The sequence below is a fragment of the Streptomyces sp. NPDC046197 genome (assembly GCF_040646295.1).
In the GTDB taxonomy this organism is placed as follows: domain Bacteria; phylum Actinomycetota; class Actinomycetes; order Streptomycetales; family Streptomycetaceae; genus Streptomyces.
Genome location: NZ_JBEYZY010000037.1, coordinates 20,128 through 44,434, shown reverse-complemented (window position 1 = coordinate 44,434; position 24,307 = coordinate 20,128). Strand labels below are relative to the sequence as shown.

General features: G+C 71.5%; 24 protein-coding genes. 12 read left to right on the top strand and 12 right to left on the bottom strand.

What is annotated here, in order from left to right; all coding sequences use genetic code 11:
• The first annotated feature begins 22 nt into the window (after nucleotides 1–22).
• The 6 genes from ald (at nucleotide 23) to AB0A61_RS33985 (ending at nucleotide 6,379) form a co-directional block, all read left to right on the top strand.
• On the top strand, nucleotides 23–1,147 hold the full coding sequence (ald, locus tag AB0A61_RS34010) for an alanine dehydrogenase (RefSeq protein WP_361301152.1): 1,125 nt from the start codon (nucleotides 23–25) through the stop codon (nucleotides 1,145–1,147).
• Nucleotides 1,148–1,570: 423 nt separating this feature from the next.
• On the top strand, nucleotides 1,571–2,707 hold the full coding sequence (locus AB0A61_RS34005; protein ID WP_361301149.1) for a ParA family protein: 1,137 nt from the start codon (nucleotides 1,571–1,573) through the stop codon (nucleotides 2,705–2,707).
• On the top strand, nucleotides 2,692–3,273 hold the full coding sequence (locus AB0A61_RS34000; RefSeq protein WP_361301146.1) for a hypothetical protein: 582 nt from the start codon (nucleotides 2,692–2,694) through the stop codon (nucleotides 3,271–3,273). The genes AB0A61_RS34005 and AB0A61_RS34000 overlap by 16 nt, the downstream gene beginning before the upstream one ends.
• An 18-nt stretch (nucleotides 3,274–3,291) precedes the next feature.
• Nucleotides 3,292–4,611 carry a segregation/condensation protein A gene (locus tag AB0A61_RS33995; RefSeq protein ID WP_361301143.1) on the top strand — a complete coding sequence of 440 codons (1,320 nt, stop codon included), beginning with the start codon at nucleotides 3,292–3,294 and terminating at the stop codon, nucleotides 4,609–4,611.
• A complete protein-coding gene (gene scpB / locus AB0A61_RS33990; protein ID WP_361301140.1) occupies nucleotides 4,608–5,291 on the top strand; it encodes an SMC-Scp complex subunit ScpB in 684 nt (227 codons plus the stop codon). The genes AB0A61_RS33995 and scpB overlap by 4 nt, the downstream gene beginning before the upstream one ends.
• Nucleotides 5,291–6,379, top strand: a complete 1,089-nt coding sequence (locus AB0A61_RS33985) for a pseudouridine synthase (RefSeq protein ID WP_361301137.1) — start codon at nucleotides 5,291–5,293, stop codon at nucleotides 6,377–6,379. The genes scpB and AB0A61_RS33985 overlap by 1 nt, the downstream gene beginning before the upstream one ends.
• A gap of 49 nt (nucleotides 6,380–6,428) precedes the next feature.
• On the opposite strand, the gene AB0A61_RS33980 is transcribed toward AB0A61_RS33985, so the two are convergent.
• From AB0A61_RS33980 to AB0A61_RS33935, 10 genes are all read right to left on the bottom strand, one after another.
• The gene (locus AB0A61_RS33980) at nucleotides 6,429–7,166 is read right to left on the bottom strand and encodes an HAD-IA family hydrolase (protein ID WP_361301134.1); all 738 of its coding nucleotides are present in this window, start codon (nucleotides 7,164–7,166) and stop codon (nucleotides 6,429–6,431) included.
• On the bottom strand, nucleotides 7,163–7,969 hold the full coding sequence (locus AB0A61_RS33975) for a DeoR/GlpR family DNA-binding transcription regulator (protein ID WP_361301131.1): 807 nt from the start codon (nucleotides 7,967–7,969) through the stop codon (nucleotides 7,163–7,165). The genes AB0A61_RS33980 and AB0A61_RS33975 overlap by 4 nt, the downstream gene beginning before the upstream one ends.
• 372 nt (nucleotides 7,970–8,341) lie before the next feature.
• Nucleotides 8,342–9,394 carry an alcohol dehydrogenase catalytic domain-containing protein gene (locus tag AB0A61_RS33970; protein WP_361301128.1) on the bottom strand — a complete coding sequence of 351 codons (1,053 nt, stop codon included), beginning with the start codon at nucleotides 9,392–9,394 and terminating at the stop codon, nucleotides 8,342–8,344.
• A 74-nt stretch (nucleotides 9,395–9,468) separates the two neighbouring features.
• Entirely contained in the window at nucleotides 9,469–10,350 is an 882-nt protein-coding gene (locus AB0A61_RS33965) for a carbohydrate ABC transporter permease (protein ID WP_361301125.1), read from the bottom strand.
• Entirely contained in the window at nucleotides 10,347–11,312 is a 966-nt protein-coding gene (locus AB0A61_RS33960) for a sugar ABC transporter permease (protein WP_361301122.1), read from the bottom strand. Before AB0A61_RS33960 ends, AB0A61_RS33965 begins: the two co-directional genes overlap by 4 nt.
• Nucleotides 11,313–11,399: 87 nt before the next feature.
• Nucleotides 11,400–12,749: a sugar ABC transporter substrate-binding protein gene (locus AB0A61_RS33955; RefSeq protein ID WP_361301119.1), complete on the bottom strand. Its 1,350-nt coding sequence runs from the start codon at nucleotides 12,747–12,749 to the stop codon at nucleotides 11,400–11,402.
• A 103-nt stretch (nucleotides 12,750–12,852) separates the two neighbouring features.
• Nucleotides 12,853–13,356, bottom strand: coding sequence for an ATP-binding protein (locus tag AB0A61_RS33950; protein ID WP_361301116.1), 504 nt, complete (start codon nucleotides 13,354–13,356; stop codon nucleotides 12,853–12,855).
• Between the two features lie 226 nt (nucleotides 13,357–13,582).
• Complete coding sequence (locus tag AB0A61_RS33945) at nucleotides 13,583–15,088, bottom strand: FGGY-family carbohydrate kinase (protein ID WP_361301113.1); 1,506 nt, start codon at nucleotides 15,086–15,088, stop codon at nucleotides 13,583–13,585.
• A 3-nt stretch (nucleotides 15,089–15,091) separates the two neighbouring features.
• Entirely contained in the window at nucleotides 15,092–16,168 is a 1,077-nt protein-coding gene (locus AB0A61_RS33940) for an NAD(P)-dependent oxidoreductase (RefSeq protein WP_361301110.1), read from the bottom strand.
• A 163-nt stretch (nucleotides 16,169–16,331) separates the two neighbouring features.
• Complete coding sequence (locus AB0A61_RS33935; protein WP_361301107.1) at nucleotides 16,332–16,808, bottom strand: Rieske (2Fe-2S) protein; 477 nt, start codon at nucleotides 16,806–16,808, stop codon at nucleotides 16,332–16,334.
• A 210-nt stretch (nucleotides 16,809–17,018) separates the two neighbouring features.
• Between AB0A61_RS33935 and aroH the strand changes: the two genes are divergently transcribed.
• The 5 genes from aroH (at nucleotide 17,019) to der (ending at nucleotide 21,551) form a co-directional block, all read left to right on the top strand.
• Entirely contained in the window at nucleotides 17,019–17,381 is a 363-nt protein-coding gene (gene aroH / locus AB0A61_RS33930) for a chorismate mutase (RefSeq protein WP_361301104.1), read from the top strand.
• Entirely contained in the window at nucleotides 17,378–18,463 is a 1,086-nt protein-coding gene (locus AB0A61_RS33925; protein ID WP_361301101.1) for a prephenate dehydrogenase, read from the top strand. Before aroH ends, AB0A61_RS33925 begins: the two co-directional genes overlap by 4 nt.
• Before the next feature lie 188 nt (nucleotides 18,464–18,651).
• Nucleotides 18,652–19,347 carry a (d)CMP kinase gene (cmk, locus tag AB0A61_RS33920; protein WP_361301098.1) on the top strand — a complete coding sequence of 232 codons (696 nt, stop codon included), beginning with the start codon at nucleotides 18,652–18,654 and terminating at the stop codon, nucleotides 19,345–19,347.
• Between the two features lie 53 nt (nucleotides 19,348–19,400).
• Nucleotides 19,401–20,000: a lysophospholipid acyltransferase family protein gene (locus AB0A61_RS33915; protein WP_361301202.1), complete on the top strand. Its 600-nt coding sequence runs from the start codon at nucleotides 19,401–19,403 to the stop codon at nucleotides 19,998–20,000.
• Nucleotides 20,001–20,066: 66 nt separating this feature from the next.
• A complete protein-coding gene (der, locus tag AB0A61_RS33910) occupies nucleotides 20,067–21,551 on the top strand; it encodes a ribosome biogenesis GTPase Der (protein ID WP_361301095.1) in 1,485 nt (494 codons plus the stop codon).
• A gap of 124 nt (nucleotides 21,552–21,675) precedes the next feature.
• Here der and AB0A61_RS33905 read toward each other — a convergent pair whose 3' ends face one another.
• Both AB0A61_RS33905 and AB0A61_RS33900 read right to left on the bottom strand, forming a co-directional pair.
• Nucleotides 21,676–22,074 carry a hypothetical protein gene (locus AB0A61_RS33905; protein WP_361301092.1) on the bottom strand — a complete coding sequence of 133 codons (399 nt, stop codon included), beginning with the start codon at nucleotides 22,072–22,074 and terminating at the stop codon, nucleotides 21,676–21,678.
• A gap of 133 nt (nucleotides 22,075–22,207) precedes the next feature.
• Nucleotides 22,208–22,996 (bottom strand): hypothetical protein, encoded by a 789-nt coding sequence (locus AB0A61_RS33900; protein ID WP_361301090.1) that lies wholly within the window; start codon nucleotides 22,994–22,996, stop codon nucleotides 22,208–22,210.
• Between the two features lie 536 nt (nucleotides 22,997–23,532).
• Here AB0A61_RS33900 and AB0A61_RS33895 point away from each other — a divergent pair.
• Nucleotides 23,533–24,234, top strand: a complete 702-nt coding sequence (locus AB0A61_RS33895) for a transglycosylase family protein (RefSeq protein ID WP_361301087.1) — start codon at nucleotides 23,533–23,535, stop codon at nucleotides 24,232–24,234.
• Nucleotides 24,235–24,307: the final 73 nt, after the last annotated feature.

Here is a 24,307-nt window from a genome sequence, read left to right as displayed (position 1 = left end):
CACATTCCCTGAGCCAAGGACCGTGATCGACGTGAAGGTCGGCATCCCCCGCGAGGTCAAGAACAACGAGTTCCGGGTGGCCATCACCCCCGCCGGCGTGCACGAGCTGGTGCGCAACGGCCACCAGGTCGTCGTCGAGCGGAACGCCGGCGTCGGTTCCTCGATCCCGGACGAGGAGTACATCTCCGCCGGTGCGCAGATCCTGGACACCGCCGACGAGGTCTGGGCCGCCGCCGACCTCCTGCTGAAGGTCAAGGAGCCCATCGCCGAGGAGTACCACCGCCTCCGGAAGGACCAGATCCTCTTCACCTACCTGCACCTGGCCGCCGCCAAGGAGTGCACGGACGCCCTGCTGGAGTCCGGCACCACGGCGATCGCCTACGAGACCGTCGAGCTGCCCAACCGCGCGCTGCCGCTGCTGGCGCCGATGTCCGAGGTGGCCGGCCGTCTGGCCCCGCAGGTCGGCGCCTACCACCTGATGGCCGCGGCCGGCGGCCGGGGTGTGCTGCCGGGCGGTGTCCCGGGTGTGCCGGCCGGCAAGGCCGTCATCATCGGCGGTGGCGTCTCCGGCTGGAACGCCGCGCAGATCGCCATCGGCCTGGGCTTCCACGTCACCCTGCTCGACAAGGACATCAACAAGCTCAAGGAGGCCGACAAGATCTTCGGTACGAAGATCCAGACGGTCGTCTCCAACACCTTCGAGCTGGAGAAGGCATGCCTCGAGGCCGACCTCGTCGTCGGTGCCGTCCTCATCCCGGGTGCCAAGGCCCCGAAGCTGGTCACCAACGAGCTGGTGTCCCGGATGAAGGCGGGAAGTGTTCTTGTCGACATCGCGATCGACCAGGGTGGTTGCTTCGAGGACTCCCGCCCGACCACGCACGCCGAGCCGACCTTCAAGGTCCACGAGTCGGTCTTCTACTGCGTCGCCAACATGCCCGGCGCGGTGCCCAACACCTCCACCTACGCGCTGACCAACGCGACGCTGCCGTACATCGTCTCGCTCGCCAACAACGGCTGGGTGGAGGCGCTGCGCCGCGACTCCGCGCTGGCCAAGGGCCTCAACACCCATGACGGCAAGGTGGTTTACAAGGAGGTCGCCGAGGCGCACGGCCTGGACCACGTGGAGCTGGAAACCCTCCTCGGCTGAGTCCCGGCCGGGCCGCCGACCGGGGCGTCGGCCAAGTCATCAGTGAGTAAAAGGCGATACGTCAACATGTGTCGTCAACAGAACGCGCCCGGCCGGACCTTGCCCGACAAGGTCCGGCCGGGTGTGTGTATGGTCACTTCGCCACGCTCGGTCAACTCGCCTCGAACGTAACCCTTCGACCGATTCACGCACCGCTGAAACCTGCCGTGCGACGGTCGTACGCCCTTGACAGAGGGATGTTTCATTGCCGACACATCGGGCCGGGTCCGGCGGATTGTGTTGCTGCGGACCGCCGACACGCCATAGAGTCGCCAACCGTCGGCATGGTGCCACGCTGACCTGTCTAGAAGTTTCCTGGTCACCAAGGAGGTAAGACGACTTGTGAATGAGTCGACATTTTCTCCCGGGGGTGGTCAACCAGGAATGCCGGCACGGGGCCAGGGCTCCGCGGGATTCGAGGCTGTCGGCTCCGTTGCTGTGCGCACCTTCGCAGCCCACCAGAGTCACCCGAACCCTGAGGTGACCCAGCCAGCACACCAGAGCATGGATGGCCATCACGTGAACGCCATGGCCGGCGACGGAAGTGGCGCGCCCCACAACCACTTCGCCGACTACGACGAACTGCCCGACGGGCACTTCTACGACCCCGACGCCGAGTACGAGCCCGACCCCGAGTACGCGGCCACGCTCGCGCCCGACGCGGCCCGCCAGCGCCGCGAGCGCATCGGCCCGACCGGACGCCCGCTGCCCTACTTCCCGATCCCGGGTCCGCTCACCGATCACGGCCCCGCGAAGATCATCGCGATGTGCAACCAGAAGGGCGGCGTCGGCAAGACGACGTCGACCATCAACCTGGGTGCCGCACTCGCGGAGTACGGCCGCCGGGTGCTGCTCGTGGACTTCGACCCGCAGGGCGCGCTGTCGGTGGGTCTGGGCGTCAACCCGATGGAGCTCGACCTCACCGTCTACAACCTGCTCATGGAGCGGGGCATGTCGGCGGACGAGGTCCTGCTGAAGACCGCGGTCCCCAACATGGACCTGCTGCCCAGCAACATCGACCTGTCGGCCGCCGAGGTCCAGCTGGTGAGCGAGGTCGCGCGCGAGTCGACGCTCCAGCGCGCGCTCAAGCCGCTGCTGCCCGACTACGACTACATCGTGATCGACTGTCAGCCCTCGCTCGGCCTGCTCACGGTCAACGCCCTCACCGCCGCGCACAAGGTGATCGTGCCGCTGGAGTGCGAGTTCTTCGCGCTGCGAGGTGTCGCGCTGCTGACCGAGACCATCGAGAAGGTCCAGGAGCGGCTCAACCCGGAGCTGGAACTCGACGGCATCCTGGCCACGATGTACGACTCCCGCACCGTGCACAGCCGCGAGGTGCTCGCGCGTGTCGTCGAGGCGTTCGACGATCACGTCTACCACACGGTCATCGGCCGCACGGTCCGCTTCCCGGAGACCACCGTCGCCGGTGAGCCGATCACCACGTACGCCTCCAACTCCGTCGGTGCCGCCGCCTATCGCCAGCTCGCCAGGGAGGTGCTCGCCCGGTGTCACGCCGAGTGAGTCTGCCGGGGGCCGACGAACTGTTCCGTACGACAGGGGGAACGGCGCTCCAGCCGTCCACTCCCCGGCGCCAGGCCAACGGCGAGGCCCGGGTGCCCGCTCCCGCGGGGGAGAGCGACGCGGCGGCCGCCGCGTCGGAGGACGCCCCGCAGGCGGTGCCGGCCCAGGGCGGCGACGGCGAGGGCGCGGAGCACGTCGCGGCCGACGCCGAACCGGCCGACGCCGGCGAGTCGCGCAGCCGCGGGGCGGCCGGGGAGCGCGCCGGGCGGCGCCAGGCGGCGCAGGAAGGTTCTGCCGCCGCCCAGCCGCAGGCTCAGCAGCGCAAGCGCGGGCGGGCCGCGGCGCGCCGGCCCAGCGGACGGGAACGGCACGACGAGAAGATCACGGTGTACGTCTCCGCCGAGGAACTCATGGACCTGGAGCACGCGCGCCTGGTGCTCCGGGGCGAGCACGGACTGGCCGTCGACCGCGGGCGGATCGTCCGCGAGGCGGTCGCCGTCGTGCTCGCCGATCTGGAGACCCGCGGGGACGCCAGCATCCTCGTACGACGGCTGCGCGGGCGGTAGCGGTAGCCTGCGGGGGCCATGACCTCGAACGACTCTCCCGCCTCCGGCCCCGGCTCCACCGCCGGCCGCCGGCGTGCCCTGGGACGGGGTCCCGGGACGGCTCCGGCACCCGCGGCCGCGCCGCCGGCCGCCGAGCCGCAGGCCCAGGAGCGGCCCGAGCCCGGGACTGCATCGCCGAAGCCCGAGGTCGTACGCGCCGAGCCCGAGGCCGTGTGGGCCGAGCCCGGGGTCGTAGGGGCTGAGACCGGGGTCGTAGGGGTCGAGCCCGCGGTTGTACGTGCCGAGTCCGAGGCCGTGTGGGCCGAGCCCGGGGTCGTAGGGGCTGAGACCGGGGTCGTACGTGCCGAGCCGGAAGTCGTACGTGCCGAGCCCGACGTCACCGCTCCCGTGCCGGAGCCGGAGCCCGCAGCGGCTCCCTCGTCGTCGTCCGAGCCCGGGGCGGTGCGTGAGCCGGGCGCCGGCGCCCGGGCCGCCGCGGAGAGCGACGACGGTGTCTTCAAGGTCCGCCTGGCCAACTTCGAGGGCCCCTTCGACCTGCTCCTCCAGCTGATCTCGAAGCACAAGCTGGACGTCACCGAGGTCGCGCTGTCGAAGGTCACCGACGAGTTCATGGCGCACATCCGGGCCATGGGACCCGACTGGGACCTGGACGAGACGACCGAGTTCCTGGTCGTGGCGGCCACGCTGCTCGACCTGAAGGCGGCCCGGCTGCTGCCCGCCGCCGAGGTGGAGGACGAGGCCGACCTGGCGCTCCTCGAGGCCCGGGACCTGCTGTTCGCACGGCTGCTGCAGTACCGCGCGTACAAGCAGGTCGCCGACATCTTCAGCCACCGCCTCGACGCGGAGGCCCGGCGCCACCCCCGCACCGTCGGTCTGGAACCCCACCACGCCGAGCTGTTGCCCGAGGTCGTCATCAGCATCGGCGCGGAGGGCTTCGCCCGGCTCGCGGTCAAGGCGATGCAGCCCAGGCCGAAGCCGCAGGTGTACGTCGACCACATCCACGCGCCCCTGGTCAGCGTGCAGGAACAGGCCGGGATCGTCGTCGCGCGGCTCAGGGAGCTGGGCGAGGCCAGCTTCCGCGCACTGGTGGAGGACACCGACGACACCCTCACCGTCGTCGCCCGCTTCCTGGCCCTCCTCGAGCTGTACCGGGAGAAGGCCGTGGCGCTGGACCAGGAGACGGCGCTGGGCGAGCTGACCGTGCGCTGGACGGGCGGGGACGGGAACGAGACGCCGAGGGTGACCGACGAGTTCGACCGGCCGCCCGAGCAGCCCGAGGAGTCCAAGCGGTCCAAGCAGTCCGAGCAGTCCGAGCAGCCGAAGGAGGAGATGGCGTGAGCGAGGAGACCACCGAGGTACCGGCCGGGCTGCGCACCGTCGCCGACCTCGACCTCAAGCCGGCCCTGGAGGCCGTCCTCATGGTCGTGGACGAGCCCGCGACCGAGGAACAGCTGGCGAAGATACTCCAGCGGCCCCGGCGGCAGATCGCGGACGCGCTGCAGGAACTCGCCGACGAGTACACCGTGCAGGGCCGCGGTTTCGAGCTCAGGCTCATCGCCGGCGGCTGGCGCTTCTACACCCGGCCCGAGTACGCCGCCGCCGTCGAGGGCTTCGTGCTGGACGGCCAGCAGGCCCGGCTCACCCAGGCCGCCCTGGAGACCCTCGCGGTGGTCGCCTACCGTCAGCCGGTCAGCCGCAGCCGGGTCTCGGTCGTACGCGGAGTGAACTGCGACGGCGTCATGCGCACCCTGCTCCAGCGCGGTCTGGTCGAGGAGGCGGGCACGGAACCCGAAACAGGTGCGATCCTGTACAGGACGACGAACTACTTCCTGGAGCGGATGGGCCTGCGCGGTCTGGACGAGCTCCCGGAGCTCGCGCCCTTCCTCCCGGAGGCGGAGGCGATCGAGGCCGAGACCCAGGAGGGGGTGCCGTCGTTCGACCCGGACGCGCCTGACGATGCGCCGGGCGCCCCGGGCATCCCGGGTACCAACGACGCAGACGACCAGACGGAACTTTGATGCGAAGCAGCGGCAGGAACGGCGGACACGGCGGGCGCGGGAACTACCGCGGTGCCGGCAACGACAGGGACGACAAGCAGGGGCAGGGCCGCCCCCGCAAGCCCCGCCCCGAGGAGCGCCGCTACGACGTGGGCCCCGGCGCCACGAAGGACGGCCCGAAGTCCGGGCGCGGCGGCGCGGCCCGCGGCGGCGCCAAGGGCGGCCCCAAGCAGCCCCAGCAGCCCCAGCAGTCCCAGCAGGGTGGCCGGGGCGGTACGGCTCCGGCGCGCTCGCGCGAGTACGAGGCGCGGGTCGAGGAGCGCAACCGGCAGCGGTACGCCGGCAAGAAGGACATCAAGCTGCCCAAGACCTTCCCGGGCGCCGAGCAGGAGGGCGAGCGGCTGCAGAAGGTGCTCGCGCGCGCGGGCTACGGTTCCCGGCGCGCCTGCGAGGAGCTGATCGAGCAGGCCCGCGTCGAGGTCAACGGCGAGATCGTCCTGGAGCAGGGCCGCCGGGTCGACCCGGAGACGGACGAGGTCAAGGTCGACGGCCTGACGGTGGCCACGCAGTCGTACCAGTTCTTCTCGCTGAACAAGCCCGCCGGTGTCGTCTCCACGATGGAGGACCCGGAGGGGCGCCAGTGCCTCGGTGACTACGTCACCAACCGCGAGACGCGGCTCTTCCACGTCGGCCGGCTGGACACGGAGACCGAGGGCGTCATCCTGCTCACCAACCACGGTGAGCTGGCGCACCGGCTGACCCACCCGAAGTACGGCGTGAAGAAGACCTATCTCGCGCACATCGTCGGTCCGATCCCGCGCGACCTGGGCAAGAAGCTCAAGGACGGCATCCAGCTGGAGGACGGCTACGCACGCGCGGACCACTTCCGGGTGGTGGAGCAGACCGGCAAGAACTACCTCGTCGAGGTCACCCTGCACGAGGGCCGCAAGCACATCGTGCGCCGCATGCTGGCGGAGGCCGGTTTCCCGGTCGACAAGCTGGTCCGCACCGCCTTCGGGCCCATCACCCTCGGGGACCAGAAGTCCGGCTGGCTGCGCCGTCTGTCCAACACGGAGGTCGGCATGCTGATGCAGGAGGTCGACCTGTAGGGCGTGCGGCGGGGCCGTGCCGCGGGTGCCTCCCGCGGACGGCCGCCGGTCAGCCGACGAGCCGGAGGACGTCCGCCAGGCCGCGCTCACCGGTGCGGTCCTCGGCCGGCAGGATGTAGGTCCGCAGCCCGCAGGCGGTGGCGCCGCCGTCGCGGACCGGATTGTCGCCGACCATGAGCGTGGCGCGGGGCTCCGCGCCCAGGTCGGCGCAGGCTTTCAGGAACAGCTCGGGGTCGGGCTTCTCCCGGCCCTGTTCACAGGAGATGACGCAGCTGTCCACCAGGGCATCCAGCCCGTGGTGGGCGAGGTGCGTGCGCAGGTCCCAGGCGAAGTCGCTGACGATACCGATGCGCAGTCCCCGGTCGCGCAGGGCGCGCAGCACCGGTTCGGTGTCCGGGAAAGGGGCCCAGGCGTCCGGTCGGGTGAGTTCGCGGTAGGCCGCCTCCTGCACGCCGCGCAGGAAGTCCACCCGCTCCCACCAGCCGTGCATGGCACGGCGGTGCCGCTCGGGGGAGAGGTCACGGCCTTCCTGGAGGGCGACGACGGAGGGCAGCCGGAAGGCGTCGCGCAGCTGCCCGGAGATCACGGCCACGGCGCCGGGCTTCTCCAGCAGGCCGAGGCGGCCGGCGGCGGCGCCGACCCGGTGCAGCCACGTCTCCAGGCCGATCATCCGGAAGACGGTGTTGCTGAAGTCGAACAGCACGGCCTCGACCCGTGGCACGGGTGCCGCCGTCTCGGCCTCGGTGGGGCGGTAGGAACTCGGCGTCTCGAACAGGGTGTGGATCATGGGGAGGGTTCTTCGGGCTCGACCGTCTCGACCGGTACGCCCAGTTCACGGATGGCCGCGAGTTCCGTGTCGGGGGTGCCGGTGTCGGTGAGGACGGTGTGGTAGTCGGCCACGGTGCCGTAGGCGTACGTGGCGGTCTTGCCGAACTTCGAGTGGTCGACCAGAAGCAGCGCCCGCTCCGCGGAGGCGAGCATGGCCAGCTTCACTTCGACGTAGTCGTTCAGGGGGTGGAAGAGCCGGCCGTCCAGGACGGCGGTGGCGGACATCAGGGCGAGGTCCGCGTGGATCTGGGAGAGCGCGCGGGTGACGGCAGGACCGGTGCAGGAGTTGAAGTCGCCGCGGTAGCGACCGCCGAGCAGCGTGACGTTCACCCCGGGCGCCGACCCGAGGTGCTGGGCCAGGCCGACCGAGTTGGTGACGACGGTGAGCTGGTCGAGCCGGGCCAGCGCGGGCACCAGGGGGAAGAGCGTGGTCGAGTCGTCCATCAGTACCGTGCTGCCCGGCCTGATCCGGTCGGCGGCGGCCGCGCACAACGCGTTCTTTGCCGCGAGGGCGGTGTTCTCCCGGAAGCGGGTGGCGGTCTCCATGGTGAGGGCGGGGAAGGCGACGGCACGTCCGCGCTCCTTGCGGAGCAGGTGGCGCCCCGCGAGGTCGTCCAGGTCCCGGTGCATCGTCATCAGGCTCACGTCGAAGTGCCGGGCGAGGTCGTCGATGCGGGTCTCGCCGTGTTCGGCGACGTAGCTCAGAACGGCCTGTCGCCGCTCCTCGACAGCGGCCTGCGACGGTCTCGTTCGGGCGGGCACAGCGGCCCCTCCTTCCCCTCCGGTCCTGGGCGGCCCGCCGCGGGGCGGATCGCTTCCCTCGTGGCGCTGCGGGCCGCAGCGCGGTCGGGTGGCTCCGGATTCGCAGTCTCGCACACGGGACGTCCCGTGCACGGGCCGGTCGCGGCCGGGGCCAATCCGGCTCCCGGCCGCGACCGTACGTGCGTCGACGAGGTGCGCACCGGCGCCCCCGCCTACCGGACCGCGCCCGCCTACCGGACCGCCCATGCCCACCGGACCGGCCACGTCCGTCCATCAGCCCTCCATGCCTACCGGCCGTCCATGCCTACCGGCCGCCCATGCCTACCGGCCGTCCATGCCTACCGGCCGTCCATGCCTACCGGCCGTCCATGCCTACCGGCCGTCCACGCCAACCGCACCGTCCGCGGTGACCAGCACCTTGACCTGCTCCAGGTCGAGGGAGGCGGAGAAGGCCATGGCCGCGTCCTCCAGGGGAAACGTGGCGGTGACGAGCTCGGCGGTGTCGACCGCGCCGGAGGCGATGAGGGACATGGCGGTGCGGTAGTCCTCGGCGGTGTACATCAGGGTGCCCTCGATGCGGATCTCCCGGTCCTGTACCAGGTCGAGGCGGACCGGGGTGGTGCCGGCGGCGCCCACGCCCACCACGACGATGTGGCCGCCCTTGGCCACCATGTCGGTGGCCTGGGCCATGGACTGCCCGCGGGCCACGCAGTCGAAGACGACGTCGACCGGGCCGCCGAGCGCCTCGTGGGCCCGGTCGACCAGATCGGGGGCGCCGGCGGGGAGGGCCACGTCGGCGCCCAGGCGCAATGCCCTGGCCCTCTTGCTCTCCAGCAGTTCGGTGACGGCGATCCGGGCAGCGCCCGCGTGCCGGGCGGCGACGACGGTGAGCAGCCCGATGGGTCCGGCGCCCAGGACGGCGACGGTGCGGCCGGTGAGGTCACCGGCCTTGGCCACGGCGTGCACCGGGGTGGCCAGTGGCTCGACGAGGACGGCCTGGAGGTCGGTCATGCCGTCGGGGACGCGGTGGACCCGGCGGGCCGGGATGGTGAAGAGGTCGGCCAGGGCACCGGGTGTCTGGCAGCCGAAGACCTTCAGCTCCTGGCAGATGTTGTAGCGGCCGGAGCGGCACTGGGGGCACCGTCCGCAGTACAGGTTCGGTTCGACGATCACCCGGTCGCCGGGGGCGAAGTCCCCGACCCCCCTGCCCGTGGCGACCACCACGCCGACCGCCTCGTGGCCGGGGCGGTAGGGCAGGTCGATGAACGGATGGTGTCCGGCCGCGGCATGGGTGTCGGAGCCGCACACTCCGACGACCGTGGTACGCACCAGGAGTTCGTCGTCCTGGGCGACGGGGGCGGGCACCCGCTCGATGACGATGTCCTCGAAGGAGCGGACGAGCACGCGGCGGATCTGCTGGGTCATGGACGGGGGGTTCCGTTCGTCTCGGGTGGGCATGCGGCCGGGGGCGGGTGCGGGGGTCGGTCGGGTCGCGTGGCTCATTTGACGGCTCCCAGGGACAGGCCGCGCACCAGCTTGTCCTGGGCGGCGAACCCCGCGACGAGGACCGGCAGCGACACCAGCGTGGCCGCCGCGCACAGCCGGGCCAGGAACAGTCCCTCGTTGGTGATGAAGCCGACCAGGAACACCGGTGCGGTGGACGCCTGTGTGGCGGTGAGGTTCACGGCGAACATGAACTCGTTCCAGCTGAAGATGAAGCAGATCAGCGAGGTGGCGGCGAGTCCGGGCATGGCGACGGGCGCGACGATGCGCAGCAGCACCGTGGGCAGCCCGGCACCGTCGACCTCGGCCGCCTCCAGGATCTCCTTGGGGACCTCGGCGAGGAACGAGCGCATCATCCAGACCGCGATCGGCAGGTTCATGGCGGTGTAGAGGACGACCAGCGTCCAGATGTTGTCCAGCATGCCGGTGTTCTTGACGATCATGTAGATCGGCAGGAGTGCGGCGACGAGCGGCAGGAACTTGGTGGACAGGAAGAAGAACATCACGTCGGTCCACTTCCTGACCGGCTTGACGGACAGGGCGTAGGCGGCCGGCACTGCCAGGGCGAGGACCAGCAGGGTGGAGAAGACGCCGGCCATGACCGAGTTGAGCAGGTAGGGGGTGATGTCCCGGCCCAGCAGCAGCTTGTACTGGTCCAGGGTCAGCGGCGCGAAGGGGCTGGGCGGGTTGGTCGCGGCGTCGGACTCGCGGTGGAAGGAGGTGAGGACCATCCAGGCCACGGGGGCGAAGAAGGCCAGGGTGGCCAGCCAGGCGACGAAGGTCCACAGGGGCGACAGGCGGGGGGCCTGCCCGTCGTCGGGCCGGCCTCGGCGGCGCAGTCTTCGGACGGGGGTGAGGGGCGCGGCCTCGGCGCTCATCGGGACACCTCCTCACGGAACAGGGAGGCGACCACCCGCAGGGCGAACGTCGCGATGACGATCGAGCCGATCACCACGACGACGCCGGCGGCCGCGGCCTGGCCGTACTCGAACTTGCGGAACATGGTCAGGTAGATCTCGTAGGGCAGATTGGTGGTCTGCGAGCCGGGTCCGCCCTGGGTGATCGTGTAGACGGCGTCGAAGGTCTGCACCACGAAGATGCTGCCGAGCACGACGCCCAGCTCGATGTACTGCCGCAGGTGCGGCAGCGTGATGAGGCGGAAGGTCTGCAGCGCGGAGGCTCCGTCGACCTTGGCGGCCTCCAGTACGTCACCGGGCTGGGCCTGCAGACCGGCCAGCAGGATGAGCATCATGAACGGCGTCCACTGCCACACCAGTGCCACCACCAGGGCGGGCATGGGGAAGGACGACACCCAGTCGACGGTGGGGCCGCTGTCGGCCCCGAACAGCCGGTAGACGGCGTTCAGGGTGCCGTTGAGGAGTCCGTAGTCGGGGTTGTAGATGGCGTGCTTCCACAGCAGTGCGGCGGCGACCGGCATCACCAGGAAGGGGGCGATGAGCAGCGTGCGTGCCAGGCCCCGGCCCAGGAAGTGGCGGTCGAGCAGCAGGGCCAGGCCCAGTCCGAGGACCACGCTGAGGATCACCACGGACGCGGTGAGGACGACGGTGTTGAGGACCGCGTTGCGCAGCCGCTCGTCGGTGAAGACGGTCCCGTAGTTGGACAGGCCGGTGAAGTGACGGTCACCGGGCCGCAGGATGTTCCACTGGAACGTGGAGATCACGAGCGTGGCCACGAACGGCAGCTGCGTGACGACGACGGTGAAGACGAGGGCCGGCAGCAGCGGGAAACGCCGCCGCCACTTCCGTTCGCCGGAGCCTCCTCCGACCGGTCGGGCAGGTGGTCGCATGGTCTTCTCGGGTGGATGGACGAGTGTGGTCATGGGCTTCCTCCGCCGTCGGCGGCCGGGGGACGGTGAGTTCGGGGGACGGCGCCGCGGCCGGCGGTGCGGCCGGCCGGGCGGCACGGGTCAGTGGTAGTTCTTGGCCACGTCCTCCGCGAGCTTCTGACCGTCGTCGAGTGCCTTGTCCACGCTGGTCTTGCCGGCGATGGCGGCGGAGATCTCCTGCGTCACCTTGGTGCCGAGGTCCTGGAACTCGGGAATGGCGACGAACTGGATGCCGACCGTGGGCCGCGGCTGGACTCCGGGGTTGGACGGGTCGGCCTGCTGGATGGACTTCAGGGTGATGCCGCCGAACGCCGCGGCGGCCTTGTTGTACGGGGGGATCAGGTAAGTGCTGTCGCGCTTGCCGGCGGGCACCCGCGCCCAGCCCAGCTTCTCACCGACGAGCTTCTCGTACTTCTTGCTGGACGCCCACAGCATGAACTTCGAGGCGGCGTCGGCCTTCTTGGTGGTCTTCGGCATGGCCCACGCCCAGGCCCACAGCCAGCCGCTGCTGCCGGTCTTCTCCACCGGCGCGTACGCGTAACCGATCTTTCCGGCCGCCTTGCTGGTGCTCGGGTCCTCCAGCGAGCCGGCCGCGCTGGTGGCGTCGTACCACATGGCGACCCTGCCCTGGCTCATCGCGTTCAGGCACTCGGTGAACCCGGCCTGCGCCGCGCCGGCCTCGCCGTGCCTGCGGACCAGGTCGACGTAGAACTTCGTGGCGTCCTTGAAGCCGCCCTGGTTGACCTGCGGCTGCCAGTCCTTGGTGAACCAGGTGCCGCCGAAGGTGTTGACCATGCTGGTCAGCGGCGCTCCGAGCTCGCCCCATCCGGGCAGGCCGCGCAGACAGATGCCCCTCATCGCCGGCTTGGCGCCGTCGACCCTGGCGGCGAGGTCGGCCACCTGGTGCCAGGTGGGGTGCTCGGGCATCGTCAGGCCCTTCGCGGCGAAGACGTCCTTGCGGTACATGAGGAAGGACGACTCGCCGTAGAACGGCAGGGCGTACAGCTTGCCGTCCGGGCCGGACAGCGACTCGACCATCGGCTTCAGCAGGTCACCCCGGTCGAAGGCCGCGTCCTTGTCGGCGTAGGAGCCGAGCTCGTGCAGCCAGCCGTTCTTCTGCCAGATCGGGACCTCGTAGGCGCCGATGGTGGCGACGTCGTACTGACCGGCCTGGGTGGCGACGTCCTGGGTGACCTTGTCGCGCAGTTCGTTCTCGGGCAGGACCGTGAAGTGGACCTCGATGCCGGTCTCCTTGGTGAACGTGTTCTTCGTCAGCTTCGCGATGTCCTCCATCTGCGGGTTGCCGACCATCAGCACGTTGATGCTCTTCCCGCCGTCGGCGGACCCGCCGGCTCCGGCTCCCGAACACGCGGTGGCCAGGAGGGCGGTGGCGGCTGCGCCGGCGATGAGGACATGTCTGGTGGATGGCATGAGGGGGACCTCTCGTGCGGGTGGGCGGGGACGTGGTGGGGCGGCGGCTCGGGAGCCGCGGCGTTGACGATGGCGGAATTTGTATCAGAACCTCTGCTGCTTGTTAACGCATAATGCGAGAAAAACTCTCGCTCTCTATCGAGAGATGGGCCAGGGTCCATGTCCCGCAACCGTGATGGCGCAGGTCGACGTGGGTGGCGAGGGCGCGGACGATGTCCAGGCCGCGGCCGTGCTCGTCGGGGTCCTCGTCCGCGGGGGGTCCGCCTCCGGGGTCGGGATCCCCGTGGTCGCTGACGGCGATGCGCAGCGTGCCCCGGTCGAGGTGCAGGCACAGGGTCATCACGCTGCGCCCGTGTCTGGCCGCGTTGGCGGCGAGTTCCCCGACGACCAGGACCGCCGAGTGGCGCTCGTCGTCCGACAGCCGCCAGCAGGTGAGCAGGTCGGAGGCGATGCCGCGGAGGCGGCCGACCAGTGCCTCCTGCGCCGGGAGGGTGAACTGCGCCCTGGCCGAACAGTGCGGGGCCGGAGCCTTCCCTTCGGGGAGTGTGACGTCGACCCAGGGCGCGACGGGCGAGGATCGGGGAAGGGCGGCGGCGTAGGGGTGCATGACCGGGACTTTCGGGCTTGCGGGTGGAGCGCGATGCCACGTGGGCTTGCGGGTGGAGCGCGATGCCACGTCGTGGTCGTTGCGTGCCGGGGGACCGGCTGTGAATCGCGACCGGCTGCGAGTCGCGGGACGAGCCGCGAGGGCGTCATTGATCCCTGTCTACGCCCCCATGCGTCACATCTCAATAGATTGGCGGGCAAAGTCTCAATTAGTGTGTTAAAAGATCTTAGTGGGCCCAGGGCAGGCCGGCCCAGAGCGGCCCGAGAGCCTCCAGCGCCTCCAGGTACATCCGGTATGCCTCGTCCAGCACGGCGCCCCGCTCGGCGTCCGGCTCATGGCGTCTGAGGACCGCGGCCCCGGCACGTGGATCATCGGGGCCGTCGAGCAGCCCCACGGCGCCGGCGGCGATCAGCGCCGCTCCCCGGGCGGCACTCTCCGCCACATCGCTCACCACGACCGGCCGCCGCAGCGCGTCGGCGAACATCTGGCTCCAGATCCGGCTGTGTGCCGCGCCCCCGGTCAGCCGAGCGGGCCCGGTGACCGGCAGCCGCGAGCACAGGGCGTCCACGTGCCAGCGGTGGTTGAGGACGACGCCCTCCATCAGGGCCCGCAACAGGTGGCCGCGGTCGTGCCAGCCGCGCAGGCCGAGGAACGTCCCGGACGTGGGCTGCGGGTGGGGCGAGCCGTAGACGAACGGATGGAACAACACCTCCGACGGCCCCGCCAGGTGGGCCTCGACCTCCCGGCCGATCAACTCGTGGACCCCCGCGCGTTGTTCGGCCGGTGCCCCCGTGACGCGCAGGAACCATTCCAGGTTCGCCACCGACGCGGGCGAGGTGGACATGGTCATCCACCGCCCCGGGCGCACGAAGCTGCGGACCTGCCAGCGGGGATCGAGGACGGGGCGCTCGCTGACCACCTGGTTGATGCTGAACGTTCCGGCGATCAGGCACAGTTCGCCGGTAATCGCGCCGCCGATCCCCACGGCGGCCGCGTCGACGTCGTGCGCGCCGGTGACCACCGGAGTACCCGCGGTCAGCCCGGTGGCCGCCGCGGCCTCGCGCGTGACGGTTCCGCTCACCGCGTCGCAGGGCAGCACGGGCGGCAGCTTGCCGGCGAGCCCGTCCAGGCCGTAGAGGCCGAGCAGCTCTGCCGAGTAGCCGCCCCCGTGCAGGTCGGTGAACGAGGCGCTGGCGTCCGTGGGATCGGTGGCCACCGTCGCCGTGAGCCTCAGGCGCAGCCAGTCCTTGCAGGCCAGCAGCCAGCGGGCCCGATCCAGCGCCTCGGGCTCGTGGACTTCGAGCCAGGCCAGCAGAGCCGCCGGGGAACCGGCGAAGGGCACCATGCCCGACAGCGCGAGGGCCCGGGGCCAGACCGAGGTGCCCCGCCACTCGTCCAGCACCGGCTCGGCGCGGGTGTCCATCGCCACGATGGCGGCCCGCACCGGGCGGCCCCGGTCGTCGACGGCGTACAGGCCGTCGCCGTGCCCGGTGAGCCCCACGGCCGCGACGGCCCGCCCGGCCCCGGGACCGGCCGCGCCGAGACAGGCCCGGACGGCCCGGAGCGCGGTCCCCCACACGTCGTCCATGTCCCGTTCCACCCAGCGCGGGTGGGGCGTGTTCAGCGGCAGCGCGCCGCTTCCCTGGGCCAGCTGCCGACCGGTGGCGTCGAACAGCACGGCCTTGGTCACGGTGTGTCCCGCATCGACACCCAGCACCAGGTCACGCGCCACCGCTCACACCCACCCCAGTTCGCGGGCGTTGACGGCGGCTGCGCACCGGCCGGTCACGGCCAGTTCGGCGACGGCCTCGGCGACGAGCCGCGCCGAACGGAGCGTCGTGGTCGTCGTGTCACCCGCGTAGTGCGTGGTGATCGTGACGTTGTCCAGACGGCGCCAGGGACTGTCCACCTCAAGAGGCTCCTGGTCGTGCACGTCGAGCCCGGCCCCGGCGATGCGGCGCCCGGACAGGGCCTCGTACAGGGCGTCCGTGTCCACCAGGCGGCTGCGCGCGGTGTTGACGAAGTACGCGGTCGGTTTCATCAGCGCGAACTGCCGTGCGCCGATGAACCGCTCGGTCTCCGGCGTCAGCCGGGCGAAGAGCTGGACGAAGTCGGATTCGCGGAAGACCGTGTCCAGGTCGCCGGCGCGCACCGCGGCGTGCCGCATCAGGACGTCGTCGGAAACGTAGGGGTCGTACGCGAGCACACGCGGGCCGAAGCCGCGCAACAGCTCGGCGAACGCGCGCCCCACGTGTCCCATGCCGACCAGGCCCACCGTGCTGTCGCCGATCTCGCGGCCGGGCCGGCCGAAGTCCTTCTGCCAGCCGCCGGCCTTGACCGAGGCATCCGCGCGGGCGACGTTGCGTGCCTCCGCGAGCATCAGTGCGAGGGCGAGTTCGGCGACGGCCGAGGCGTTGCGGCCGAACACCGGTACCACGCCCACGCCGCGTGCGGTCGCGGCGGCGACGTCCACGTTCTCCAGCCCCGTGCGGGCCACACACACGGCCCGCAGAGCCGGGGCGGCCCGGAGCACGGCCGCGGGAACCGGAGCGAAGTGCACCATCAGCACCTCGGCCTCGCCCACCGCGTCCACGATCTCCCCGGGCACCGCCACCGCCTCGGGCCCGCGCCACTCCATGATCTGCTGTGCGGCGTGCTGCTCGGCCTTCGTCCCCCGCCAGTCGACGCTGTGGACCGGGCCGAAGTGCGGACCGCAGACCTCCGCCAGGGCGTCGGCGTAGGGGACGGCGGGGATGAACCGGTCACCGACGATCAGCACGCGCACTGCGGTCTCCTCGGCTGTCGAGCTCATCGAGCCCGGCTGGTCCGCACGGGTGGCCCGGGCGGCCGCCCTACAGCAGCCTGCGCGGGTCGGGCGGGAGACTTCCAGCCGGGGCGCAGTCGCGTACCCGGTCGTCGCCGCTGGACACCGCCGAGGCGCATCGGGCCGCACGCCCGGGAGCGCACGGGGAACCTCAGGCGAGGTGGATCGAACTGCCCTCCACCGTGATCTGCTTCGGGGGCAGCGGCCTGGCGGCCGGGCCGTTGGCCACCGAGCCGTCGGCGATGTGGAACCTGCTGCCGTGACAGGGGCAGTCGATGGTGCCGGCCGTCACCCTGCTCACCGTGCAGCCCTCATGGGTGCAGATCGCCGAGAAGGCCTTGAACTCGTTCCTGGCCGGCTGGGTCACCACGACCTTCTGCTCCTTGAAGACCCTGCCGCCGCCGAGCGGGATGTCGCCGGTCGCCGCAAGCGCGTTTCCACGGGGCGACCCTGCGGGCGAGGCCGCCGACGGGGAGGACGTGACAGGCGGGGACGACACCGGCGGTGAGGACGCGGCGGCCGACGGGGACGCCGGGGAGGAGCCGCTGGTGCCGGAATTGCCACAGCCGGCGACGAACGCCGCCGCGCCGGTCGCGAGAACGGTACGCCGCGTCGAGCAGTGGGTCATGTCGTCACTCCCAGGTGCGAAAAAGGTGCGTAAGGAATCTTTGCATCGAAAGACGCGAAGGCGAAGCAAGCTCCATGAAGTGATGAATGGGTGTGTTTCGCGTCCCCGTGCGCGCCGTCTCAGCGGGCGGGCGTGGCGCACCCGGCCGACGCGGTCTGACTAGGCTGGATGTGCCAAGAGCCGATACGCACGTCAGCAAGGAGCAGCGCCGTGGCGGTACGAGCGGTCCGGGGGGCCGTCCAACTGGAGCGGGACGAGGCCGGCCACATGGAGGAGCAGGTCGGGGCCCTGCTCACCGCCATCCTGGAGCGGAACGGGCTGACCGCCGACGACCTGATCAGCGTCTGGTTCACGGCCACGCCCGACCTGCACAGCGACTTCCCGGCGGCCGCCGCCCGCAAGCTCGGCATCGTCGACGTGCCGCTGATCTGCGCCCAGGAGCTGGACATCGAGGGGGCCATGCCCCGGGTCGTCCGCGTCCTCGCCCACATCGAGTCCGACCAGCCGCGCGCCGGCATCGCCCACGTCTACCTCGGCGCCGCGGCCGCCCTGCGCAAGGACATCGCCCAGTGAGAACCGCACTCGTCATCGGAACCGGGCTCATCGGCACCTCCGCAGCCCTGGCCCTCGCCCAGCGCGGCGTCACCGTCCATCTCGCCGACCACGATCCCGAGCAGGCCCGCACGGCGGCCGCGCTCGGCGCCGGCACGGACGCGGCCCCCGACGGTCCCGTGGACCTGGCGATCGTGGCCGCTCCGCCGGCGCACGTGGCAGGGGTGCTCGCCGACGCCGTGCGCCGGGGCGTGGCCCGCGGTTACCTGGACGTCGCCAGCGTCAAGGGCGGGCCGCGCCGCGAGCTGGAGTCGCTCGGCCTCGACCTGACCCGCTACATCGGCACCCACCCCATGTCGGGCCGAGAGAAGTCCGGCCCGCTGGCCGCGACCGGCGACCTCTTCGAGGGCCGGCCCTGGGTGCTCACCCCCACCCGGGACACCGACACCGAGGTCCTCAACCTCGCGCTGGAGCTGGTCTCCCACTGCCGAGCGGTCCCGGTGATCATGGACGCCGACGCCCACGACCGCGCCGTCGCCCTCGTCTCCCACATGCCGCACCTGGTCTCCAGCATGGTCGCCGCGCGCCTGGAGCACGCCGAGGAGGCGGCCGTACGGCTGTGTGGGCAGGGCATCCGCGACGTGACCCGGATCGCCGCCTCCGACCCCCGGATGTGGGTCGACATCCTGTCCGCGAACCCCGGACCGGTCGCCGACCTGCTCTCCGACGTCGCCGCCGACCTCGACGAGACGGTGCGGGCCCTGCGCGCCCTGCAGTCCTCCGACGAGGCCAAGCGCAACGCGGGCAGCACCGGTATCGAGGACGTGCTGCGGCGCGGAAACGCGGGGCAGGTCCGGGTGCCCGGCAAGCACGGCTCGGCGCCCAGGGCGTACGAGGTCGTGGTCGTCCTCATCGACGACCAGCCGGGGCAGCTGGCCCGTATCTTCGCGGACGCGGGGATGGCCGGGGTCAACATCGAGGACGTCCGCATCGAGCACGCCACGGGGCAGCAGGCGGGCCTGGTGCAGCTGATGGTGGAGCCCAGGGCGGCGCCGGTCCTGACGGCGGCCCTGCGCGAGCGGGGCTGGGCGATCCGCCAGTAAGCGGGCTGGGCCGTCCGCCGGTGAGCGGGTTGGGCCGTTCGCCGGTGAGCGGGGCCGGGCCGTCCGCCGGTGAGCGGGGCCGGGCCGTCCGCCAGTAAGAGGGCCTCCGCGAAGCCAGTAACCTTGTGCGGGGCGCCCTCGCGTCCCGCACACCCGTCCGCCACCCTTCACCAGGAAGGTGTCCCCCCGTGGAAAACGGCGCCGCCCGGACCGCCCAGCCCGTGATTGTCGCCATCGACGGCCCCTCGGGTACGGGCAAGTCGAGCACGTCGAAGGCCGTGGCCGCGAAGCTCGGCCTGAACTACCTGGACACCGGCGCCCAGTACCGGGCCATCACGTGGTGGATGGTGACCAACGGGATCGACATCGACGACCCCTCGGCGATCGCCGCCGTGGCCGGCAAGCCCGAGATCCTCTCCGGCACCGACCCGGCCCACCCGACGATCACCGTCGACGGCGTGGACGTCGCCGGCCCGATCCGCACCCAGGAGGTCACCTCCCAGGTCAGCGCGGTCAGCGCGGTCCCCGAGGTGCGTGCCCGGATCACCGAGCTGCAGCGTTCGCTGGCCGCCTCCGCCGAGACCGGCATCGTCGTCGAGGGCCGTGACATCGGCACCACCGTGCTGCCGGACGCCGATCTGAAGGTCTTCCTCACCGCCTCGCCGGAGGCCCGGGCCGCCCGCCGCAGCGGCGAGCTGAAGGGCGTCGACGTCCACGCCACCCGCGAGGCCCTGATCAAGCGGGACGCGGCGGACTCCAGCCGCAAGACGTCTCCGCTGGCCAAGGCCGACGACGCCGTGGAGGTGGACACCACCGACCTCACGCTGCCCCAGGTCATCGAGTGCGTCGTCACGCTCGTCGAGGAGAAGCGGACCGCCAAGTGAGCCTTCCGTCGGAGCGTGGCGCCGACGTCGGCCGCCGGATCGGCGTCGGGCTGATGTACGGCCTGTGGCGGCCGCGCGTCCTCGGCGCCTGGAAGGTGCCCGCGAACGGCCCGGCGATCGTCGCCGTGAACCACTCGCACAACATCGACGGCCCGATGGTCATGGGCGTGGCGCCCCGGCCGGTGCACTTCCTGATCAAGAAGGAGGCGTTCGTCGGCCCGCTCGACCCGTTCCTGACCGGCATCGGCCAGCTGAAGGTCGACCGCCGCACCACCGACCGCGGGGCGATCACCCGGGCGCTCGGCGTGCTGGAGCACGGGGGAGTGCTCGGCATCTTCCCGGAGGGCACCCGGGGCGAGGGCGACTTCGCCTCCCTGCGCGCCGGACTCGCCTACTTCGCCGTGCGCAGCGGTGCCCCGATCGTCCCGGTCGCGGTACTGGGAAGTTCCGAGCGGCGCGGACGGCTGGTGAAGCAGTTGCCCCCGCTGCGCTCCCGCGTCGACGTCGTCTTCGGCGACCCGTTCGAGGCGGGCGACGGCAGCGGACGGCGTACCCGCCGGGCGCTGGACGAGGCGACCGAGCGCATCCAGAAACAGCTCACCGACCACCTGGAAAACGCCAGGCGCCTCACCGGGCGCCGGGGCGACACTTGAGTAGTGGATCACCGCGGACCGCGGTGCCCCACCGACCACCACGATGAACTACGAGGTACGGACTTCATGAACGACGACATCCAGCCCGACGGCTCGGCCGAGCACGAGCACGAGCACGGGGCGCTCGGCGACGCCGAGTACGCGGAGTTCATGGAGCTCGCCGCGGAAGAGGGCTTCGACCTGGCGGACGTCGAGGGCGCCATCGAGGCGGCCGGGCACGGCCCGCTGCCCGTGCTCGCCGTCGTCGGCCGCCCCAATGTCGGCAAGTCGACTCTGGTCAACCGCATCATCGGCCGCCGCGAGGCGGTCGTCGAGGACAAGCCCGGCGTCACCCGTGACCGCGTGACCTACGAGGCCGAGTGGGCGGGCCGCCGCTTCAAGGTCGTCGACACCGGCGGCTGGGAGCAGGACGTCCTGGGCATCGACGCCTCGGTGGCCGCGCAGGCCGAGTACGCGATCGAGGCGGCCGACGCCGTGGTCTTCGTCGTCGACGCCAAGGTCGGGGCGACCGACACCGACGAGGCGGTCGTGCGCCTGCTGCGCAAGGCCGGCAAGCCCGTGGTGCTGGCCGCCAACAAGGTGGACGGGCCCAGTGGCGAGGCGGACGCCGCCTACCTGTGGTCCCTCGGCCTCGGTGAGCCGTACCCGGTCTCGGCGCTGCACGGCCGCGGCACCGGCGACATGCTGGACCGCGTCCTGGAGGCGCTGCCCGAGGCGCCCCGCGAGACGTTCGCCGGGGGCGGCATCGGCGGCCCCCGCCGGGTGGCCCTGATCGGCCGCCCGAACGTCGGCAAGTCCTCGCTGCTGAACAAGGTGGCCGGCGAGGAGCGCGTCGTCGTCAACGAACTGGCGGGCACCACCCGGGACCCGGTCGACGAACTCATCGAACTGGGCGGCAAGACCTGGAAGTTCGTCGACACGGCCGGTATCCGCAAGCGGGTCCACCTCCAGCAGGGCGCCGACTACTACGCCTCGCTGCGTACCGCGGCGGCCGTGGAGAAGGCCGAGGTGGCCGTCATTTTGATCGACGCCTCCGAGCCCGTCTCGGTGCAGGACCAGCGCATCATCACCATGGCCGTCGAGGCGGGCCGCGCGCTCGTCATCGCGTACAACAAGTGGGACAACCTCGACGAGGAGCGCCGCTTCTACCTGGAGCGGGAGATCGAGACGGACCTGGCCCAGATCGCGTGGGCGCCGCGGGTGAACGTCTCGGCGCGCACCGGCCGGCACGTGGAGAAGCTGGTTCCGGCGATCGAGACCGCCCTGGCCGGCTGGGAGACCCGCGTTCCGACCGGTCGTCTCAACGCCTTCCTCGGCGAGCTGATCTCCGCCCACCCGCATCCCATCCGGGGCGGCAAGCAGCCGCGCATCCTGTTCGGTACCCAGGCGGGCACCAAGCCGCCGCGGTTCGTGCTGTTCGCCTCCGGTTTCATCGAGGCGGGCTACCGGCGCTTCATCGAGCGCCGGCTGCGCGAGGAGTTCGGCTTCGAGGGGACGCCGATCCACATCTCGGTGCGGGTGCGCGAGAAGCGCGGCGCGAAGAAGAAGTAACCGGGACCACCGGGATCACGGGACCACCCACCGGGACTACGGGAACCAGCGGGAACACCGGAAACGGCGAAAGGGCTGCCTCGTCAGGAGGCCGGCCCTTTCCGCCGTTTCCGGTGACCGCGCGTCACAGGCCCCGGTGCTGCCGAGCCGGCGGCAGCGCCGCCGGCACATGGTGCATCCCGGTGTCCTGCCGCCCGAGCGTCCCGACCCGCTGCCACTGAGCCTGTTGCTGGCCGGTGCCGTGCCGGGCGCCGTACACCCCCGTGCCGTAGCCGCCGTATCCGTTCGAGACGTAGGACCCCGCGCCGTGCGGGTCCTGGTGGTGCGGGAGGTCGAACGAGATGAACCCCAGATCCTCCTCGCCGCTGCGGTCACCCGGCAGGGAGCGGTAGGACTTGACGTATTCGGCGTAGAGCGCGTCATAGATCGGTGTGGCCGATGGGGTGACGATGGACTCCTGCGCCACCCGCGCGGACGGAATCGGCGGGTAGGGCTGGCGGCGGGGAACGTCATATGCGTGCACGTATGTCCAAACGACCCCGAACCAGAAGAGATGCGGCCGTGCGGTTCCCCTTTGGGGGCGCGGGGAACTGCGCGACCAGCCACCGGCGACCCGCAGTCGGCCGTCCGGCCCGTACACCTGCCCCTGCGGGCGCTCAGGTGCCGGCCAGCGGCAGTGTCGCCGCCACCAGCTTCCCCGCGGCCGCGGCCTTGTCCAGCGCCTCCCGCAGCAGGTCCTCGCGGGGCTGGCGTCCGATCGAACCGACCGGCGCCGCGAACATCAGCACCTGCTGGCGCTTGTTGGCAGCCGCCCGCCAGCCCTCGGTGACCTGCAGCGGCTGGTGCGCCTGCCACCAGGCCACCGGCTGGCCGCCGGTGGGTCCGGGCTGCAGCACGGCGTGCAGCTGCCCCACGGCGAGCAGCACCGACCAGCCGTGCAGAACGGGCGGTACGGAGCCGAGCTCGGTCACGGGCATGTAGCCCTGCTCGATGAGCAGGGGCAGGAAGTCGTCGCCGGAACCGGTCGAGCCGGGGCGCACGATCGGCGCGGTCGGCTCGACCACCAGTGCCGGGTGCAACTCACCGGCGATCAGGACCAGTCCGCTCGTCACTCCGAGGACGGCCTGCTCGGGCACGGCCTTCTCGGTCCCCCCGCCGGACGCGGCCGCGTCGGCGCTGATGGAGCGGACCGCGCCGCGCAGTTGCTCCTCGGTGACCTGGACGACCTGTGAGGGCAGACAGCTGGCGTGGGCGAAGGCGAGGACGGCGGTCTCGTCCCCGATGAACAGGACGGTGCTGGTGCGCTCCTGCTCGGAGTCGCCCGGGGTGCGGCAGGACGTGCAGTCGTAACTGCCCGGGGCGTTCTCTCCGGCGAGCAGCCGGTCGGCTTCTTCGTCGCCGATCTCGGCGCGTACCTCGTCGCTGACGTCGAGCATGCGCGGCACGGGTGGCTCCCTCGGGATGCAGTGCGTGGCGGGACCGGGTGGCTCCCGGCCCATGAGCGGGAGGGGACCCCGGCTCATGAAGAAGACAACGGCGATCTGTGGCGGGAGTCACGCCCACCGGCGAACGGAATCGAACCATCCGACGCACAGGGTCACGGGCGGTGCGGAATTGGGCACTCACGGTCAAGTCCAGGAAAAAACAAGGGGCTTGACGAGGTGAAGTGAGTCACAGACCGCCCTCGACGCTGGTTGAAAAATCCGGAAATCAGCGAATGAAGTGGGTGTCCGGAAATCGCCGATACCTTCGGTAACGTCGAACTGGCCTGCGAAGAGGAGGAGTTGGTTGATCCCGGCTCCCCATGCTCCCTACATTCCTCGGCCGTGTGCAAACAGCACCGCTCGGGTACGTCCGCCCATCGCACCACCTGGCTCGCAGTACGGCCTCACGGCGGACGGGACGGAGCGCGACAGCCGCGTCCAAGCGCGGCCGGAGCGCCCCGCCTTGGGGGACCCCGGGTCCTTGGAGAGGGAATTACATGTCCGAATGTGCCGATAAGTACGCCGACAGCACGCGCGACAACGCTCGCAGGACGACACGGACGACGGCCGTCCTCGCCGGGGCGGTCCTGCTCGCCCCGCTCGGACTGCTGGCCGCCACCGGCAACGCCCACGCGGCGGACGGCGGAGTGTGGGACCGCATCGCACAGTGCGAGAGCGGCGGCAACTGGCACATCAACACCGGCAACGGCTACTACGGCGGGCTCCAGTTCGCCGCAGGCACCTGGCGCGCCTACGGCGGGACGTCCTACGCGCCCACCGCCGCCCAGGCCTCCAGGTCCCAGCAGATTGCCGTCGCCACCCGGGTCCAGCAGGCCCAGGGCTGGGGCGCCTGGCCGGTCTGCTCGGCCCGGGCCGGGGCGTACGGCAGCGCGCCGGGATCCGCGTCCGGCTCGGGTGCGGCCGACTCGGACCACAGGTCGTCCCACAGCTCGACGCACGAGTCGGCCGGGACGACACGGAAGGCGGCGCCGGCCCAGCAGTGGAAGGCGCCGGCCCGCGGCGGCGACCACACCAACCGCGGCGCCTCCCGCGGCGACTACACCGTCCGCGAGGGCGACACGCTGAGCGGCATCGCCGCTCGGCACGGGACCACCTGGCAGCGGCTCTACGCCGTCAACAAGGACGTCGTCGGCGGTGATCCCGACCTGATCGTGCCCGGGCAGCGCCTCGCACTCTGAGCCGCTCCTTCCGCGGTTGCGAGCCCCGTCCGGTCCGCCGACCGGATGGGGCCCACGCGTTGTGGAGTGCCCG

Coding starts and splice junctions, on each gene's coding strand:
- AB0A61_RS33950 (WP_361301116.1), bottom strand. CDS start 13,356: ATGCACCCCTACGCCGCCGCCCTTCCCCGATCCTCGCCCGTCGCGCCC.
- AB0A61_RS33985 (WP_361301137.1), top strand. CDS start 5,291: ATGCGAAGCAGCGGCAGGAACGGCGGACACGGCGGGCGCGGGAACTAC.
- AB0A61_RS33940 (WP_361301110.1), bottom strand. CDS start 16,168: ATGAGCTCGACAGCCGAGGAGACCGCAGTGCGCGTGCTGATCGTCGGT.
- der (WP_361301095.1), top strand. CDS start 20,067: ATGAACGACGACATCCAGCCCGACGGCTCGGCCGAGCACGAGCACGAG.
- AB0A61_RS33935 (WP_361301107.1), bottom strand. CDS start 16,808: ATGACCCACTGCTCGACGCGGCGTACCGTTCTCGCGACCGGCGCGGCG.
- AB0A61_RS34005 (WP_361301149.1), top strand. CDS start 1,571: ATGCCGGCACGGGGCCAGGGCTCCGCGGGATTCGAGGCTGTCGGCTCC.
- AB0A61_RS33960 (WP_361301122.1), bottom strand. CDS start 11,312: ATGACCACACTCGTCCATCCACCCGAGAAGACCATGCGACCACCTGCC.
- AB0A61_RS33980 (WP_361301134.1), bottom strand. CDS start 7,166: ATGATCCACACCCTGTTCGAGACGCCGAGTTCCTACCGCCCCACCGAG.
- AB0A61_RS33965 (WP_361301125.1), bottom strand. CDS start 10,350: ATGAGCGCCGAGGCCGCGCCCCTCACCCCCGTCCGAAGACTGCGCCGC.
- AB0A61_RS33955 (WP_361301119.1), bottom strand. CDS start 12,749: ATGCCATCCACCAGACATGTCCTCATCGCCGGCGCAGCCGCCACCGCC.
- AB0A61_RS33895 (WP_361301087.1), top strand. CDS start 23,533: ATGTCCGAATGTGCCGATAAGTACGCCGACAGCACGCGCGACAACGCT.
- AB0A61_RS33915 (WP_361301202.1), top strand. CDS start 19,401: ATGTACGGCCTGTGGCGGCCGCGCGTCCTCGGCGCCTGGAAGGTGCCC.
- AB0A61_RS33995 (WP_361301143.1), top strand. CDS start 3,292: ATGACCTCGAACGACTCTCCCGCCTCCGGCCCCGGCTCCACCGCCGGC.
- AB0A61_RS33970 (WP_361301128.1), bottom strand. CDS start 9,394: ATGACCCAGCAGATCCGCCGCGTGCTCGTCCGCTCCTTCGAGGACATC.